This window comes from Roseofilum acuticapitatum BLCC-M154, assembly GCF_030068475.1.
GTDB classification, from domain to species: Bacteria; Cyanobacteriota; Cyanobacteriia; order Cyanobacteriales; family Desertifilaceae; genus Roseofilum; species Roseofilum acuticapitatum.
This window is the reverse complement of sequence record NZ_JAQOSP010000099.1, coordinates 1-16840: the sequence shown is the minus strand read 5'-3', so window position 1 is coordinate 16840 and position 16840 is coordinate 1. Positions and strand designations below refer to the sequence as shown.

The 16840-nt window shown below is 45.2% G+C and carries 13 protein-coding genes; 10 read left to right on the top strand and 3 right to left on the bottom strand.

The genetic code is table 11. The features are described from left to right. Positions 1-21: 21 nt before the first annotated feature. Positions 22-669, bottom strand: coding sequence for a cysteine dioxygenase family protein (locus PMG71_RS14675; RefSeq protein ID WP_283754450.1), 648 nt, complete (start codon positions 667-669; stop codon positions 22-24). A 207-nt stretch (positions 670-876) separates the two neighbouring features. Here PMG71_RS14675 and PMG71_RS14670 point away from each other — a divergent pair, with 207 nt between their 5' ends. Both PMG71_RS14670 and arsS read left to right on the top strand, forming a co-directional pair. Beyond that, positions 877-1554: a YHS domain-containing (seleno)protein gene (locus PMG71_RS14670; RefSeq protein WP_283754449.1), complete on the top strand. Its 678-nt coding sequence runs from the start codon at positions 877-879 to the stop codon at positions 1552-1554. An 82-nt stretch (positions 1555-1636) separates the two neighbouring features. Beyond that, positions 1637-2623 carry an arsenosugar biosynthesis radical SAM (seleno)protein ArsS gene (gene arsS / locus PMG71_RS14665; RefSeq protein WP_283754448.1) on the top strand — a complete coding sequence of 329 codons (987 nt, stop codon included), beginning with the start codon at positions 1637-1639 and terminating at the stop codon, positions 2621-2623. A 72-nt stretch (positions 2624-2695) separates the two neighbouring features. On the opposite strand, the gene typA is transcribed toward arsS, so the two are convergent. Continuing rightward, a complete protein-coding gene (typA, locus tag PMG71_RS14660; protein ID WP_283754447.1) occupies positions 2696-4486 on the bottom strand; it encodes a translational GTPase TypA in 1791 nt (596 codons plus the stop codon). Positions 4487-4564: 78 nt separating this feature from the next. Then, positions 4565-5707 (bottom strand): magnesium/cobalt transporter CorA, encoded by a 1143-nt coding sequence (gene corA, locus PMG71_RS14655; protein ID WP_283754446.1) that lies wholly within the window; start codon positions 5705-5707, stop codon positions 4565-4567. A 208-nt stretch (positions 5708-5915) separates the two neighbouring features. On the opposite strand from corA, the gene PMG71_RS14650 reads away from it, so the two are divergent. The 8 genes from PMG71_RS14650 (at position 5916) to PMG71_RS14615 (ending at position 16441) form a co-directional block, all read left to right on the top strand. Then, on the top strand, positions 5916-6941 hold the full coding sequence (locus PMG71_RS14650; RefSeq protein ID WP_283754445.1) for a permease: 1026 nt from the start codon (positions 5916-5918) through the stop codon (positions 6939-6941). Positions 6942-6953: 12 nt separating this feature from the next. Next, positions 6954-7733, top strand: coding sequence for a TIGR03943 family putative permease subunit (locus PMG71_RS14645; RefSeq protein WP_283754444.1), 780 nt, complete (start codon positions 6954-6956; stop codon positions 7731-7733). Between the two features lie 27 nt (positions 7734-7760). Further along, entirely contained in the window at positions 7761-9269 is a 1509-nt protein-coding gene (locus PMG71_RS14640; RefSeq protein WP_283754443.1) for a hypothetical protein, read from the top strand. Between the two features lie 151 nt (positions 9270-9420). Further along, complete coding sequence (locus PMG71_RS14635; RefSeq protein ID WP_283754442.1) at positions 9421-11172, top strand: pentapeptide repeat-containing protein; 1752 nt, start codon at positions 9421-9423, stop codon at positions 11170-11172. A 97-nt stretch (positions 11173-11269) separates the two neighbouring features. Next, positions 11270-11719: a hypothetical protein gene (locus PMG71_RS14630; RefSeq protein ID WP_283754441.1), complete on the top strand. Its 450-nt coding sequence runs from the start codon at positions 11270-11272 to the stop codon at positions 11717-11719. A 120-nt stretch (positions 11720-11839) separates the two neighbouring features. Next, positions 11840-14809, top strand: a complete 2970-nt coding sequence (locus tag PMG71_RS14625; RefSeq protein WP_283754440.1) for a hypothetical protein — start codon at positions 11840-11842, stop codon at positions 14807-14809. 76 nt (positions 14810-14885) lie between these two features. Further along, positions 14886-15632 carry a hypothetical protein gene (locus tag PMG71_RS14620; RefSeq protein WP_283754439.1) on the top strand — a complete coding sequence of 249 codons (747 nt, stop codon included), beginning with the start codon at positions 14886-14888 and terminating at the stop codon, positions 15630-15632. A 20-nt stretch (positions 15633-15652) separates the two neighbouring features. Continuing rightward, positions 15653-16441: a hypothetical protein gene (locus tag PMG71_RS14615; RefSeq protein WP_283754438.1), complete on the top strand. Its 789-nt coding sequence runs from the start codon at positions 15653-15655 to the stop codon at positions 16439-16441. The last annotated feature ends 399 nt before the right edge of the window (positions 16442-16840 follow it).

The window sequence follows — 16840 nt, the reverse complement described above, 5'->3', positions numbered from 1 at the left end:
TCCTCCTTCACTGTTGTCAATCTAAAAATTCCACGCCTTATGATGAACCGGATCGAATTCAAACCGATTTTTTACCTTCGTTTCCCCATATATATTTAATGTAATTGCCGGTTCATCCCCCAAAGGTTCCACACTGTGAATGGCATCTGGTAAAAAAGTGATAATTTCTCCTGGAGCTAAAATATACGAGTCTACGGCTTCAATGCGATCGCTCAATTCAGGAGTCGGACTTCTGCGCCAAAATGTATTCTTTTCCTCTCCACTTAATAAAGCCACTACTCCCCAACTGCCATGATTATGAATCGGCGAAATATTTCCCGGTAACCAAGCCACAATTTGCAGGGTAAGCTTAAAATCCGGTTCATCATACAGGGATAAAATTGACCATCCTGGATTTGGATCGGGTTCTAAATAATAGGTTTGTAACCAAGGAGAATAATCTAAAAGTTGGCGCAAACAGACAGCAATTTCAGGTAACCGTTGTTCATCTTCGGGGATCTCCCATAAAATCGTTTCTAAATCAGTCAGAAACCGATATAACCGATAGGGTTTATCCCCAAACTCTGGAGAACGACCAGAAATTAAGGGTAGACGCTCCCCTTGTTCATTAATCAACCAATCAGCAGCTTGCATCGGATCGCTCTTTAAATCAAAAACTTCTGAAGACAACCCTAACTGAAAAGGGAACCCACCGAGAAAATTCTCAGGAAGGGTTCAGATTTCTCTCATAGGTAGTTCAGCTCAGTAGGGTTTGATGGAAAGGTCAGCACATACCAGTTGCAACACAAAGCGCTGTAACTGAGTACAATCTTATTAAGATTAATCATTGCAAAAAGCAAGCCAAGCGCTGTATCGATAAGGTTATCGGAGTCATTCATGAAACTAAAGTACATTACTACCCTGGCGATCGCCTCTATCTTTACTGTTGGCATTACTGCTCACAACTATGCCCAAGGGCAGTTCAAAAGCAGTCAAACCTCTAGTTCTCTCAAAGCCTGTGCAGGTAATCCCTGTGCGGGTAATCCTTGTTCGGGCAATCCCTGTGCAGGTAATCCTTGTGCGGGTAATCCCTGTGCGGGTAATCCTTGCGCGGGTAATCCTTGCGCGGGTAAAAATCCCTGTGCGGGCAATCCTTGTGCGGGTAATCCTTGCGCGGGTGCTACCAAACATCCCGCCGTTTTCTCTCGTGACGGTGTAGCTATCCGAGGAGCCGATCCAGTCGCCTATTTTATGAAAGGCAAGAATGAAAATGCCATGATGGGCAATGCTGAATATCAACACCAATGGAACGGAACCACCTGGTACTTTAGCAGTGCTGAAAACCGCGATAAATTTGCCGCTAACCCCAGCGAATATGCTCCCCAATATGGGGGATACTGCGCTAAAGCCATGAGTGAAGGAAACCTTGCCCCAGTCGATCCCAATGCTTGGACAATCTATGAAGGGAAACTATATCTGAACTACAGTAAATCCGTACAAGCCCAGTGGATGCAGGATATTCCTGGTAATATTACTAAAGCCAATCGTCATTGGCCAGATATTCTCAACCGGTAAAGCAGATTTCAATGCTATAGATTATCTAGGGGAGAGCAATCTACCCTAACTCAGCGATCGCCTTATCATTCTACTTTTGTCCATGCTAAAAACCAACCTTACCCCTTTCGAGCGCAAACTCAAGACTCCTCTCACTAAAGAGAAAATCACAGTCTTACAAATTAATTTAGGTAAACGCTGCAACCTTGCCTGCACTCATTGCCATGTCGAAGCCGGGCCCAAACGCACAGAAGAACTCACCCCAGAAATCTGCTCTCAACTGATTCAATTAATCCAAACTTTTCCCCAAATTAAAACCGTAGATCTAACCGGAGGAGCGCCAGAAATCAATTATGGCTTTCGTCCCCTGGTAGAGGCGGCTAGAGAAGCAGGAAAAGAAATTATTGTCCGCTCCAATTTAACCATCTTTTTTGTCGAAGGTTATCAAGACTTACCCGAATATTTTGCTGCTCATCAAGTGCGCGTCATTGCCTCTTTGCCCTGCTATCTAGAAGATAATGTCGATAAAATGCGCGGCAATGGCGTTTATCAGGCATCTATTCGCGCCCTACAACGTTTAAATCAACTCGGTTATGGTCAAGATCCCCATCTCATTCTCGATTTGGTCTACAATCCCGCCATGCCCAACTCAGAGAATTTTGCCTTAACCCCCAATCAGCAAAATCTAGAGAGAGCTTATAAACAGTATTTACAAGAGCATTTTGATATTGTTTTTAATCATCTCTTGACCATTACCAATTTACCCATTGGCCGGACTAAACTTTATCTGCAAAAGCGAAGTTTATATGATTCTTATTTGCAATTCCTAGAGGATAACTTTAATCCTGAGACTGTACCGGGACTGATGTGTAAACCGGAATTATCTGTGGATTATTTAGGGCAAATTTATGATTGTGACTTTAATCAGATGGAAGGTATCCCCGCACGAACAGCTACCGGAGAAACTTTGACGGTAGCTAAAGTATTAGAACGAGGAAATTTAGACCTTATTCAAGAGGTGAGAACAGCGCCCTATTGCTATGGTTGCACGGCTGGAACTGGTTCGAGTTGTGGGGGTTCTTTAATCTAGTTAATTCGTTGAACCCTGAGACAAAAATGGTAGGGTGGGCACTGCCCACCTTACTTATAAAATATTGCCTCGTTAACGTTTGACGAGCTTCTTGCTCACCTTCCGCAGGCGCACAGATTCTGGGGTCACTTCCACCAATTCATCGGAGCCAATATATTCCAAAGCCCGCTCCAAACTCATTTGTACAGGAGTTTGCAATTGTACCAGTTCATCGCCGGTAGAAGAGCGCACGTTAGTGAGTTGTTTGGTCTTACAAACATTTAAGTCCAAATCTTGGGGACGGTTATGTTCGCCGACAATCATGCCTTTATAGACTTTAGTTCCGGGAGTAATGAAAAATACGCCCCGGTCTTCTGCATTTTTGAGAGCATAAAAGGTGGCGGTTCCTTCTTCAAAGGCGACTAAAACCCCATTACGCCGGGTTTCCACATCTCCCCCTAAGCCACGATATTCAAAAAAGCTATGATTCATAATGCCTTCGCCACGGGTGAGGCGCATAAATTCACCTCGGAAGCCAATGAGACCCCGTGCAGGAATGACAAATTCGAGTTGAGCGCGGCCATTGCCTCCCATTTGCATATCTTGCATTTCGCCGCGACGTTGGCCGAGCCGTTCCATACATCCGCCTACGGATTCTTCGGGAATGTCCAGAATGAGACATTCGTAGGGTTCGCAGGGTTGGCCGTTGACTTCGCGATAGATAACTTGGGGTTGGGAGACCTGGAACTCGTATCCTTCACGACGCATGGTTTCAATGAGGATACCCAGATGCAGTTCACCGCGTCCAGAAACGAGGAAGGAGTCGGGGGAATCGGTTTCTTGGATACGCAGAGCGACGTTGGTTTCTAGTTCCCGGAAAAGGCGATCGCGTAATTGACGAGAAGTGACAAATTGTCCTTCTTGTCCCGCAAAGGGAGAATCATTGACAGAGAAGGTCATTTGCAACGTTGGCTCATCCACCTTAATTAAAGGTAGGGCTTGCGGTTCATTGGGACAAGTAATGGTTTCCCCAATGTTGGCATCACTAAATCCAGCCACAGCTACAATATATCCGGCTGAGGCTTCCTCCATCTCCACCCGGCTTAAGCCTTGAAATCCCATCAATTTAGAGATTTTAGACTTGACAATTTCGCCATTATCTTTAACTAAAGCAGCTTGTTGGTTCGCTCGGATGGTTCCATTATGGATTCTACCAATCACAATTCGACCGAGATATTCTGAGTAATCTAGGGTAGTCACTTGTAATTGTAGGGGTTTCTTGGGATCGCCAACCGGAGGGGGAACATGATGCAAAATCGCCTCAAATAGGGGTTTCATGTCCTCAGACTCGCCCTCTAGGTCATCTTTGGCATACCCTTGAATCCCGGAAGCAAATAGATAGGGGAACTCACATTGATCGTCATCTGCGCCCAATTCTAGGAATAAGTCTAATACTTTGTCGATCGCCCCATAGGGATCGGCTTGGGGTCGATCTATTTTATTCACCACCACAATCGGACGCAGGCCTTTTTCTAGGGCTTTTTTCAGTACAAATCGGGTTTGAGGCATAGGGCCTTCATTGGCATCCACAATCAGGATACAGCCATCAACCATGCCTAAAACCCGTTCGACTTCGCCACCAAAATCCGCGTGGCCTGGGGTATCAACGATATTAATTAAGGTATCTTTATAGTGAACCGCAGTATTTTTAGACAGAATTGTAATTCCCCGCTCTCGTTCCAGGGTATTAGAATCCATGACACAATCGGGGACTTCTTCACCTTCGCGAAAAATCCCCGATTGCTTGAGCAGAGCATCCACAAGAGTTGTTTTGCCATGATCGACGTGGGCAATAATGGCAACATTGCGAATGGGAAGAGACATATATACCTAAAGGTCGTTAAACTATAAATTTCTTAATAATTCTAACATGATTCTCCCATTTGCCCCTAACCTCTGAGTTTAACGATCGTCCTCTACCTCTAAATCGGTGGAGAGATCTTCAAACCACCCCCAGCGCCAAAACAGATAAATCAACCCTCCAGAAATACTCAACATGATGCCCCAAACCAGGGGATATCCCCAGGCCCAATTGAGTTCTGGCATATTCCAGGGGGAGGCTTCGGGATTAAAATTCATGCCATAAACCCCAACAACAAAGGTTAGGGGGTTAAAAATGGTGGCAATAACGGTTAAGACTTTCATGATTTCATTGGTTTTATTGCCTACAGAAGAAAAGTAGACATTCATGATTTCTGAAGTCAATTCGCGATAGGTTTCCACCAAATCCATGACTTGTAAGGTATGGTCATAGCAATCTCTTAATTCAATTTGCACATCTTGGCCAATTAAGGAATTGGGATGACGGACTAAGAGTTTTATGGCATCTCGCAGGGGCCAAATTTGCCGACGTAGAGCGAGTAATTCCCGGCGAATGCGATAGAGGGTGCGTAGGGTTTTTCGGCTCGGATGGGTAATGACTTCTTGTTCTAGATCGTGAATGCGATCGCCATAGGCTTCTAAAACGGGGAAAAATCCATCAACGATCGCATCCAAAATACTGTACATCAGGTAGTCTGCTCCCTGAGTCCGAATAATCCCTTTACCCATCTGAATGCGATCGCGTACCTGACGCAAACCATCACCCTGATGATTCTCCTCTACCGTCAGTAAGTAATGATTGCCTAAAATCAAGCTCACCTGTTCAATATAAAACCCCTTAGCTTGCTCCTTTAAACGCACATTCTGCGTAATCACCACCAAATACTGGCCATAATCTTCTACCTTTGGCCGTTGAGGAACATTAACCACATCTTCTAACGCTAAAGGATGTAACTTAAACACCCGACCCACCCCTTGCCAAATCTCCTGGGAACCCAATCCTAAAACATTCACCCAAGAAACCGAGGGATGGCTTAAGTAAGATAAACACTCTTCTGGAGTCGTTAATTCTGTAAACTCCGTTTCATTTTCCGTATAATCAAGGAGGAGAAGCTTAGAGGGTGTAGCATCTTCTTCAAACTCTAGGGTTCCCGGTAAACTTCCCGGTTCATCGTAGTGATAGTCAAATAAATCATCATCCGTGGGTTTAGAGAGATTAATCATATTACACTGGCAGTTTCTCTAGCTTCTGCTTTATTCAACCATACCCCTTTCCCTTAGCCATGATACAGAACTTTGATCCCATCTCTAGAGCCACAATAAACAGGGATTTTGATGTGCAAACCAGACTTTTCCGATAAAATAACGGGGCAAACCCTTACTCCCTTTTGATCCCAGGAGCGCTCTTCACCTCTTTCAACCCTTGAACCCAATGAATCAGTTCAACACTGCTTTTACAATCTTTTTAAGCCTGATCGTGGAAGCTTTCCCCTTCCTCTTGCTTGGAGTAATGCTTTCGAGTGCGCTTCTATTTTTTGTCGATGAGCGCAAACTCCTGCGATTGATCCCGAAACAACCCTTATTGGGAGCGCTGGCAGGCAGTGCGATTGGATTTCTGTTTCCGGTGTGTGAATGTGGAAATGTCCCTGTGGCTCGCCGGTTCTTGCTTCAGGGATTCCCCCCTTCAGTGGCAGTAGGCTTTTTGCTGGCTGCGCCGACGATTAATCCGGTGGTGATTTGGTCAACTTGGACGGCATTTCGAGACCAACCCGAATTGGTGATCTTTCGGGTGATTTTTTCATTGCTGATTGCCACAGGAATTGCTTGGATTTTTAGTTCGCAAGCGGATTTGCGCCCCCTCTTGCAACCGGGAATGGTGCGTTTAATGCCCGATCCGAGTAAGGATTCTGCCGTTGATGAAGAAAAAGATGAATCCTTGTCCCTGTTGCAACCGGGCAACTTTCTGATCGGTAATGATGGTAAACGGGTCAAACTGGATGTATCGATGGGAGAAACGCCTCAATTATTCCAGGATTTAGTCAAGCAGCCTTGGTCTTATCGCTGGCGTTTGTTTATGGATAATGCGCTGCAAGAGTTGCGAGAGTTGGGGGGGGTGTTGGTCATTGGGAGTGCGATCGCCGCTTTAATTCAAGTGGGAATGCCCCGCGATCTGATTCTAGCCGTCGGCACAGGGCCCGTCACCTCCATTCTCGCCATGATGATTTTAGGGGCAGTCGTCTCCATTTGCTCCACGGTTGATGCCTTTTTTGCCCTCTCGTTTGCCTCCACGTTTACCAGTGCCTCATTACTGGCTTTTCTGGTTTTTGGCCCCATGATTGATATCAAAAGCGTGGGGTTAATGTTGTCGATGTTTAAACCCAGGCCTATTATCTATTTATTGGTTTTAGCTGCCCAGTTAACCTTTGTGTTGACATTCCTTTACCACATGGTGGATTAATTTTCAAGGATAATGAATAAATTACAGTTGCCTCAACGTTGGCTGCCCACATTAGATGTGGTTACTACGGGATTATGGGGATTATTGCTAATTGAATTATGGATCGGTGGAGAACTAAATTTACTGATTCATCCAGCCTACCATTGGCTGATTGTTATTGCTGGAGTGATTTTAATCGGCTTCAGTGGCGTGAAAGGATGGCAACTGTGGAAACATTACCAAAAACGTTTAGTTGACCGTCCGCGCAATTCAGGGGATTTGAGAGAGCATGTTACCCTATTGCCCCAAAATTTGAGTTGCTATCTGTTGTTGTTTACGGCTATTGTTGGTCTAACGGTTAAACCCCAAGCCTTTACTTCTGAAACGGCTTTGAAGCGGGGGGTTAATGATTTTATCCCAACTACTGAAATTACCCCTCAGTCTTTTACCAATGTAAGCAAACCAGAGGAAAAATCTTTGGTGGAATGGGTAAGAACGCTGAATGTTTATCCTGAACCAGATGCCTATACGGGTCAAAAGGTACAAGTAACGGGTTTTGTGATTCATCCCCCGGAGTTACCCTTAGAATATGGTTTGGTTTCTCGATTTATTATTACCTGCTGTGCGGCCGATGCTTATCCGATTGGTTTACCGGTCAAGTTTCCTGAATCTCGCGAAGCTTATGCTCAAGATAGTTGGGTAGAGATTAAGGGGGAAATGGCTACGGAACTTTTGAATAACGATCGCAAGTTAGTGATTGTTGCCCAGGAAGTTAAGTCGATTCCGGAACCTAGAAATCCCTATAACTATTAAGGGTTTAAAGTGGTTATGAATTAAGGCATGATGAAGAATTCTAAGAAATTGGTTGATTTTTACCAGTCCCAGATTAAACCGAATATCGAAAATTGGCAGCCCCTGGATCGGGTGGTTGTAGCCATTATCATCTCGCTTTTTATAGCAATCTTTTTTCTGGTGCTGACGGGCGGCAATGCTGCTCCTAGGGTGCGTCAATTTACTTGGCAAAATCAAGTGATTACGGCTAAGGATAGAGCCTTTATTCTTCAGTTTAGTCATCCCATGGATCGGGCGAGTGTAGAAAATAATCTGAAAATTGAACCGTCTTTGTTGGGTAAAAGTAGTTGGGCGGGTCGCAGAATGGCTTATACTTTAAATAAACCGGCTCCCTATGGGACGGAATTTAAGGTACAAATTCAAGGGGCAAAAGATCAATATTCAGATGCTAAAAAGGGGACGGAAATTGAGCCTTTTGTGGGTGAGTTTAAGAGTCGCGATCGCGTGTTTGTCTATATCGGCAATCAGGGAGAAGAGTCTGGGCGCTTAATTCTGTATAATCTGACTCAAAATCAGTTGGAGATGCTCACCCCTCCAAATCTAGTGGTGATGGATTTTAGACCCTATCCCGATCGCGATCGCATCCTGTTTTCTGCAAGAGATACCCTAGAAGCGGGTGATGAAATCATTGAACAAAAACTCTATACCGTCACCACTGGCTTAAAAGAAGGTGAAGATCCCAGCATTGTAGACGAAATTTTAGACAACGAAACCCATCAAAACTTAGCCTTTGATCTGGCTCCTGATGGTAAAACGATTGTGGTACAACGGGTGAATCGTCAAGATCCCGGTGACTTTGGACTCTGGCTGATTCCGGAAAAAGGAGACCCCTATCCGATGGAAAACCAACCAGGGGGAGAGTTTTTAATTACGCCTGATTCCCAGGCGATCGCCCTTTTGCAAGGAGAAGGGGTAGCCTTACTTCCCCTGTATCCCGATCGATCTGCACCCACGAACCAACCCTTAGACTTTTTGCCCAAATTTGGACAAGTGCTGAGTTTTGCCCCCGATGGATCAGCCGCGACGATGATCAAATTCAATACAGATTATACGCGATCGCTCTATCTGGTTACCAACCAAGGAACCGAAAAGGAACTGCTCAAAACCAATGGATCGATTAAAGAGTGTGAATTTGACCCCACCCAAACCATGCTTTATTGTTTGCTCTCGGAACTTTTACCCGGAGAACTCTATCAAGAACTGCTCTATATTGGTGCGATTAACCTCGAAACTAGCGAGCAAATTCCCTTAGTCGGTCTACCCAATCAACGGGAAATTAACATTAGTTTATCCCCTGATGGTGTAGCAATTCTATTCGATCACAACCAAGTTGATACCCCAGAAGAATCCCCGGCAACTCCACCAGAAAACCCACTCAACAGTAATGCAAACCTTTGGATCTTACCCATTATCGATGCCCAAAAACTAGGGAAAGACCCCCAAATCAAACCGGAAGCTCTGCCCTTAAAAGGCTTTCGTCCCCAATGGTTACCGTAAGAATTGCTTCCTCCCATGGGCCGATCCAATTGTGTCCTAGTTTCCTCCTATGGTAAACCGGTTGACAGTACACTAGGGGGGATTGGAGTAAAAACTCCGGTCAATGAAAACCCGATTTTACTCCAGTTCAGGGAACCCATTACCAGTTTTCATGGAAACACAAGAGCTACTCAATCGCTATCGACAAGGAGAACGGGATTTTGCCCATGTAGACCTCAGTGGCGCTAACCTCAGTGGTGCTAATCTGCGTCAAATTGATTTAACCGGAGCTAATTTAACTGGAGGGAATTTAACTTGGGTATCCCTGAATGAAGCTAATTTGACAGGAGCTTGTTTTCGACATGCTGATTTAAGCAATGCGGTTCTCACCAGTAGTCAATTAAGCGGTTGCAATTTTAGTGGGGCTAATTTAACTAAGGCTGATTTACGTCTATCTCGAATCCAGGAAGCAGAACTGAATTGGGCGATTCTCACTGAAGCTGATTTGACCAGTGCGGATTTACACAATTCTACACTAGACCAAATTAATCTGGAGCGGGCAAAGTTAACCAGTGTGAATTTAAGCAAAACGGAGTTAATGGAAGCGAATTTGCGCCATGCGAATTTAACGGGAGCGAATTTAACGGGGGCGAATTTACGGGAAAGTCATTTAGAGGAAGCCAATTTACGCAATGCGATTTTGGTCGAAGTGAATTTAACGGAAGCGAATTTACTGAACTGTTGTCTGCGATCGGCGAATTTAACGGAGGCGGATTTACATCGGGTAATTCTGACGGGGGCAGATTTAAGTGATGCGATTTTGGATCGGGCGGATTTAAGTCGGGCAGATTTGGCGGGAGCTTATTTGTTGAAAACCAGTTTTAAGAATGCCCATTTGCTCCGCACGAATTTAGAGGAGGTTTATTTGTTGCAGGGTAATTTAAGTCATGCCAATTTGCGCGGCTCGAATCTCAGAAGAGCTGATTTGAGTGGATCGTATTTGAGTGATGCGAATTTGGGTGAAACGGATATGACGGATACCTTGCTCTTGGAAACTCGTCTAGTTCGGACAATTTTAGATGGGGCAAATTTAACGGGGGCATGTATCCAAAATTGGAAAATTGAGGGGGTGGATTTATCTAAGGTGGTTTGTCGTTATTTGTGGCGACAGTTTGATTTTACGACAAAAAGTCCAGCCAGTCGCTATCCAGCCGATCGCAGTTTTGAGCCAGGAGAACTGGGACAAGAGTATCAAGAAAGTAGTACGACAATTGAGGTGGTATTCCAGGAAGCGCCCAATTGGGAAGTTTTAATCCTCACTTTGGCGGAATTGCAACAGGATAATTTAGAGTTGCATTTAACAATTGAGTCTTATATGCCGATGGATCATCAGTATTTGCTGAGATTATTGGCTAATCATGTGGTGAATGCCAAAATCATTGCTGAACAGATTTTGAATTTGTATCCAGAGGTGAAAGAACGGTTTGCTTTATGTCGTCAGCAATTGTTAAGTGTCCTCAAACATCCGACTTTACCTCAGTCTCGACCGGCTGTGAATCAGAGTCCGCCACCTCCTCCACCTCCCAAACCGATGCTCGATCGCCAACAGCAGTTGTATCAGGAAACCTCGAAGCAGATTAAGTCGATTCTGTTTTCGCAACTGCCGGATCAGTTTGTGGGGAATATTGAACGGTTATTATCTTATTTGAAACAGGAAGGGATTGCTCTAGAGGAACTCCAGAAAAAGGTGATTGTGTCCGCTATTGTCCAAAGAGCGCAGCAGGATGAGGCGTTTCGAGAGAGTCTGATTCAATGGGAAAAGAAGGCTTCTGCCCAAATGCGGGTTTCGATGATGGGGAAGTCGGTACGGGTGGCGATCGCTATTTTATGGAAAAAACAGAAACAGGAAAATTCATCCCAGTAACTGCCCCCCCCTTGATAATTGATAATGAATCACTGATAATTATTGAGTGGGACAAAACGCCTAATAAGCGAAGCAACATCAACAGGGGGATTTAGGGATGGCAGCCAGTGATGACTTCAAAGCCGCACTCAAAGCCGGTAAGATTAAAGAGGCTCTACAAATTGCTCTGAGCGAAGCAGTCGAACTGGATATTAAAACCTGGGTTGCTGACGGCGATCGCTATGAACGTGCTGTGAATCCCCCTCCAAGCAATCCAGATACTCCAACTCAGCCCGTATCCGGTCATCAAATGCGAACTCGGATCAACATTATTGAAGGTACAATCGATACCGAAGTGGGCAGTCACTTTGTGGGAAATGGCCCTTACACTGAGCTAAAAGACTTTCACCTGAGTCAAATAGACGAAAGCCGCGATATTCTAGAACAGAACTTAGATAACCTGGAGCAACTCTTTGCTATCTTGGCAGCAAGCATGAAGAAAATTTCTTCTGCCCAAGCTGCGAAACTCTCTAGCTCTAAACCCTCTAACCTGCTCAAGGGTGAATAGATGGGTTGGTGAGAACTGTATCAAACCTGTGCAAATTCAGATAGCATAGATAAGTATTTAGGTTTGCTCATATGGGGTCGAGTATCGGCTTCCGGCATCGATTAACGAGGAACTATCATCATGGCAGCCACTGACGACTTTCGGGAAGCGATCAAAGCTGGGGAATTACTTGAAGCTTTGAAAACCGCCTTAAGTGAATCAATAGAACTGGAAATCACCACCTGGATCTCCTTACCCGATCCCTATAACGCCAACCCAGATGATCCACCGGAAGCTCAACCCGGTTATCGGATGCATAGCCGGATTAATATCGTTGATGGTGAAATCGATACCGAAGTCGGGAGTCATTTTGTTGGGAAAGGCCCCTTTACTGAGCTGCGGGACTTTCATATTAATCAGATTCGCTCTAGCCGACAAATTATTAAACGCAATCTGAACAGTATTCAGAAACTGTTTGGCTTGTGGGCGGAGATGCAACAAACGGAGTTTGAGACGGTCGTCACTCATCTGGAAAGAGTCGCCGCTCAACGTGATGAGAGTGACTCTGATCCTCTAGAGAGTGAAGCTGAAGTAGAGTGGGAAATAGGTGTGCCGCCTGCGGAAGAGACAGGAGAAGAAGCACTAGAAGAGAGCGTTGAGGGCGATCGCACCCCAGAAACCTCTTCCCCTGCCCCAGAAGAACCCGAAGATGACTTTTTTGACTCCTTCGATACCCAGCCCACGGAAAAAACGCCCCAACCTCCATCAGACCCCCTTGATGACATTTTTGGCGAAAATGAATCTGAAACGTCCTTACAGAGCCAAAAACAGCCGGATCTGAGCCTAGAAACCATTGCTGCTGCGGCCGGATTCACTGCGGCGGCGATCGCCGTTACCTCATCCGCAGAAGCCTCAGAAGCAGAACCACAACCCCAAGATCAACTCGCCACAGATCCCAAAGAAAATAATCCTCTAGACATCGACTCAGAAGAACCTCTAGACGATGAAGAACAGGAGATCATGAGTGCCTTTGATGCCACCTACAGCGCTCCAGACATCATTGACTCTTCTCCCCTCCCAGAACCCCCCTTAATCCCCATTGAAGACTCTCTCGAAATTCCCCAACTCAATACAGACTTCCCCACCCCAACCCTAGAGTCAGAAGACTCTGTAGCGGCTTCATCCTTCCCTAGTTTTGAGACAGAAGAAGATGAAATCATGGCTGCATTTGATTCAGAAAGCGACAAAGAAGAACTAAGTACAGAACCAGAGGAAATCAATGAATCATCCAGCAGCTTGACGGATGCTGAATTAGAACATTTACCCATTGTTGATGTAATCAAATCAGACACTGAGACACCTGCAATCAGTGACTCCAGCGATCGAGATTTCATCGATCGGTTAGACTCAGATGATGAAACATCAGAACCTCCAGTAAATTCAGTCCCCATAGAAGAAGCCACAACTGAAAGTTCCGAACAACCTGAAGCAAACCTTCCCGATCTATCCTCTTCAGACGAAGACGATATCATGGCAGAATTTGATGCTCAGTATGGATCAACCGCAACCGATCCAGAAAGCGTAACTGAATCTGCTCATGAAACTTCTACTGACAACTCATCAGATGACTCTTTTCTAGAAGAGTTAGTGACTGAAAGCACAGACGAAGAAACTTCAGAAACAGAAGAGATGTTTTCTGAATCTTCCACAGAAGAATTACTGGTAAGTGAAGAAGAGCCCTTTGCGGAAGAAGAAACCTCGGAAACAGAAGAAATGTTTGCCGAATCTTCCACAGAAGAATTGCTCGTCAGTGAAGAAGATCCCTTTGCGGAAGAAGAAACTTCGGAAACAGAAGAGATGTTTGCCGAATCTTCCACAGAAGAATTGCTCGTCAGTGAAGAAGAAGATCCTTTTGGAACTTCAGAAGAAGAAGAGTTATGGGAAGAGGAAGGAACCTTAGAATCTTCCGTATTTGAAGAATCTTCAGAAGAAGAATTGCTCGTGGGTGAAGAAGATCCTTTTGCCAGTTCAGAAGAAGAATTGCTCATTGGAGAAGAAGAGCCGTTAACCAGTTCAGAGACAGAAGAATTATGGGAAGAGATTGAGGAATCAGAATCTAATCCCTTTGCTGCTTCTGAAGAAGATTTATCCACAGAAGATTTATGGGAAGAAGAGATGGAAACAGCTCAACCTGAGTTGGGTGAATCTTTGGGAGAGGATGGGGGAGCAACTGAAGATCCCTTGGCTAGTTCTGAAGAAGAGTTGTTGATGGAGGAATCCCAGGAATCTCTGTGGGAAAAAATAGAGGAAGCGGAGGGAGATCCGTTTGGTAGTGCTGAGACAGAGTTGTTGGATATTCCAGAAGCTTCAGAGGAAGAAGAGGCAGAGATTTTAAGTGCTTTTGAAACCGATACTATGTCGGAAACGATTTGGAATGATACGACATCTTCGGAAGAAGTATTTGGGGAAACAGAAGAGTTACTCGATGTATTTGAGGAAGAGGAAGAAGTCCAAACGCCTTTAGAGGTTCCTGACTTTTCTTCAGATGTGACTGAGGAACTGGTTGAAGGAGAAGAGGAGGATGTATTGGATGTGTTTGGAGATACAGAGGAGTTCGATTTTGAGGCGGTTGACGCTCAGGCGGAAGATCGAGCGGTGAGGGATGCGAAAGCAGTAGAGGAAATTGAGGCGGATATGGGGGATTTGTGGGAAGATTTGCCGGTGAGCCATACTGCGCCGACGGTGGTGGAACCAGATGCAGAAGGGATGATTGACGAATTTGCCCAAGAGGGGTTAGATTCCTTTGGGGAGTCTGTTCAAGAGTCAATCTTGGATGAGTCGGATGGACTAGATGAGCTGCTGTCTGAGGACTGGGAGCAGGAAGAGGAGGATATCACCCCTCCGGCTATGACAGAAGAATTAATGTTAGAAGAGGAGGATGAGGTTGATCCCTTGGCTGATTTGTTTGCTGATGAGGAGGATGCCGATCCTTTTGGCGAGTCTCTAGACTTATCAGAGGAATCCAATCAGGAAGGTTCAGAACTCCTTAATGATTTGGGTGAAGATCCTTTTGCTGACTTAGAAGATCCTTTTGAGGAGAAAAAATCTTAGAATGAAGGTTCTGCTTCTGCTCAGATGGAATCTCAGCTAGTTCATCAATACTTTGTTCAATAGGAGTACAATGGTTATGCCTGATTCAACAGAAATAACACCAACTCAGAATGGGCAGTTGGTTCAAATGTCTAGTCTTCAGCGCCGGTTTAGTGATTTTGTGACTGGATTGGGTGAAGTTCTCACCGATATGACTGCCCTGGAAGTGAATACGATGGTGGTGGCTCAGATTACGGGGAGTAAGTTTGTACCCCAAGAAGCCTATCGTTATCTCTATCAGATTCCAGAGATAGAGGGGGATGAGCAGTATTTTTATGAGCGTCAAATTCCTCCAGCGCTTTACCATCGGTATTATGCATTGCGGAAAAAAATGCTGATGGAGTATCGGCAGGTTTTGAGTAATCCGACGAATGATTTGTACGATCCTCAAGAGCGACTACCGAATCCTGACGATCCGAATGATGAGGAAAAGTTGCAGAATTTGCTCTCGAATGGTCGTTTTTTGCGAGGTTTGCGTAAGCTGCAAGAGTTGAAAGCGGCTTTGGATAGTCAAGATCTTAAGTCTGAATCAACGGATATTATCTATGCCCAGACGGTAATGCAGCTCGATGGGGATATTATTAATCGCTATCATGAGAAGTTATTGGATTTTGACTATAAGGAGTTGTTGATCCAAATTCATAATGAAGGGGTGAATTCTGGGGAAAGACAATGGCGTGGTTTGCTGGAGTTTATGGTGGAGATTGTGCAAAATATTCTGGAAAAAAGTACGGATGGACGGTTTAGATTACCGGCTGCTACGTTTGTCAATCCTAATCGGTAGATGAGACTCCAAAGGAGAGTGTGTTTAAGTTTATCCGAAAGACGGTAGAGCGAGTGCGATCGCTGGTAAACCCCCCGGAAACCCCAGGAAGCTTGATTGCGCCTTGTATTCGAGCGGAGGAGGGGGAGTTTGTTTTTTATCTGAATCCGTTGATGCTGCGGCAAATTGAGGGGGTGCGGTTGGGGGGCGATCGCCTAACGATCCCTCCCCGTCAGTTGGCTCGGATCTTGATGGATCTGAGACAACTGGTGCTTATTGATACGACGACCTGGGGAACAATTCAATCGGCATTGACCTTTAAAACGTTCTATGTGGGTGATGGCGGGAAACAAGGACAGTTTTTGTTGCGAACGGTGTTATCGCCCGATGGAGACATTATTAACCAAGTAGGACGGGAACTCCTGGATAAACCGGAGTGTTTGCGGGTGGTTCAAAGCCATAATTGGTTGATTAATGAGCTGCTGAGTTTCTTGCAGTTGAGGACAACTCAGTTGGTTGAGCGCGTCGCTTGGGCGATCGCCATGCTCACCATCTGGATTCCTGATGCCATCTTGGTGATCAGAAACCTGATTGTCATTCTTCAAGATCCGGGTGTTCTGCAAGAAGTCCTCATTCGGGGGCTGCTTTGGGTGGTTTTACCGGCAGTCATTGGCACATTCCTCGGCTTTGTGTTCCGGGACTGGTTAATTCGGCGGATGATGACTACTCTTCCCCGGCTCAGTTCTTGGGCTTTGCGAGAATTGTTTACTTCTCGGCCCACATTAACCAAACGCATTGCCCAACAAATTTGGGGACAATTTGGGGTTTGATTGAGTAATCAGTTTTTCCCCTTACCAATTATATCAAGTCCGGTTATTCATGTCCGCGAAGCGGAAACACCATATAAAAAATGTAGGGAGCAAGATGCCATATAAAAAATGTAGGGAGCAAGATGCCATATAAAAAATGTAGGGAGCAGGATGCTCCCACTCCAGTAATATCAATCGATTGAGGGAGTGCGGGCATCTTGCCCGCTACTTTAACTCATTACTCATTACTCATTACTCATTACTTACAGCGCAAAGCGCTGTATCGGTGGACAGTAGGAAAAGATCCCCCCTTGCCCCCCTTAAAAAGGGGGGAATAGGAAAGTCCCCCTTTTTAAGGGGGATTTTCCGCAAGCGGACATGAAAGGGGGATCAAGATGTCCCACATAAAGCGCGAAAACT

Coding starts and splice junctions, on each gene's coding strand:
- PMG71_RS14670 (WP_283754449.1), top strand. CDS start 877: ATGAAACTAAAGTACATTACTACCCTGGCGATCGCCTCTATCTTTACT.
- arsS (WP_283754448.1), top strand. CDS start 1,637: ATGCTAAAAACCAACCTTACCCCTTTCGAGCGCAAACTCAAGACTCCT.
- typA (WP_283754447.1), bottom strand. CDS start 4,486: ATGTCTCTTCCCATTCGCAATGTTGCCATTATTGCCCACGTCGATCAT.
- corA (WP_283754446.1), bottom strand. CDS start 5,707: ATGATTAATCTCTCTAAACCCACGGATGATGATTTATTTGACTATCAC.
- PMG71_RS14650 (WP_283754445.1), top strand. CDS start 5,916: ATGAATCAGTTCAACACTGCTTTTACAATCTTTTTAAGCCTGATCGTG.
- PMG71_RS14645 (WP_283754444.1), top strand. CDS start 6,954: ATGAATAAATTACAGTTGCCTCAACGTTGGCTGCCCACATTAGATGTG.
- PMG71_RS14640 (WP_283754443.1), top strand. CDS start 7,761: ATGATGAAGAATTCTAAGAAATTGGTTGATTTTTACCAGTCCCAGATT.
- PMG71_RS14635 (WP_283754442.1), top strand. CDS start 9,421: ATGGAAACACAAGAGCTACTCAATCGCTATCGACAAGGAGAACGGGAT.
- PMG71_RS14630 (WP_283754441.1), top strand. CDS start 11,270: ATGGCAGCCAGTGATGACTTCAAAGCCGCACTCAAAGCCGGTAAGATT.
- PMG71_RS14625 (WP_283754440.1), top strand. CDS start 11,840: ATGGCAGCCACTGACGACTTTCGGGAAGCGATCAAAGCTGGGGAATTA.
- PMG71_RS14620 (WP_283754439.1), top strand. CDS start 14,886: ATGCCTGATTCAACAGAAATAACACCAACTCAGAATGGGCAGTTGGTT.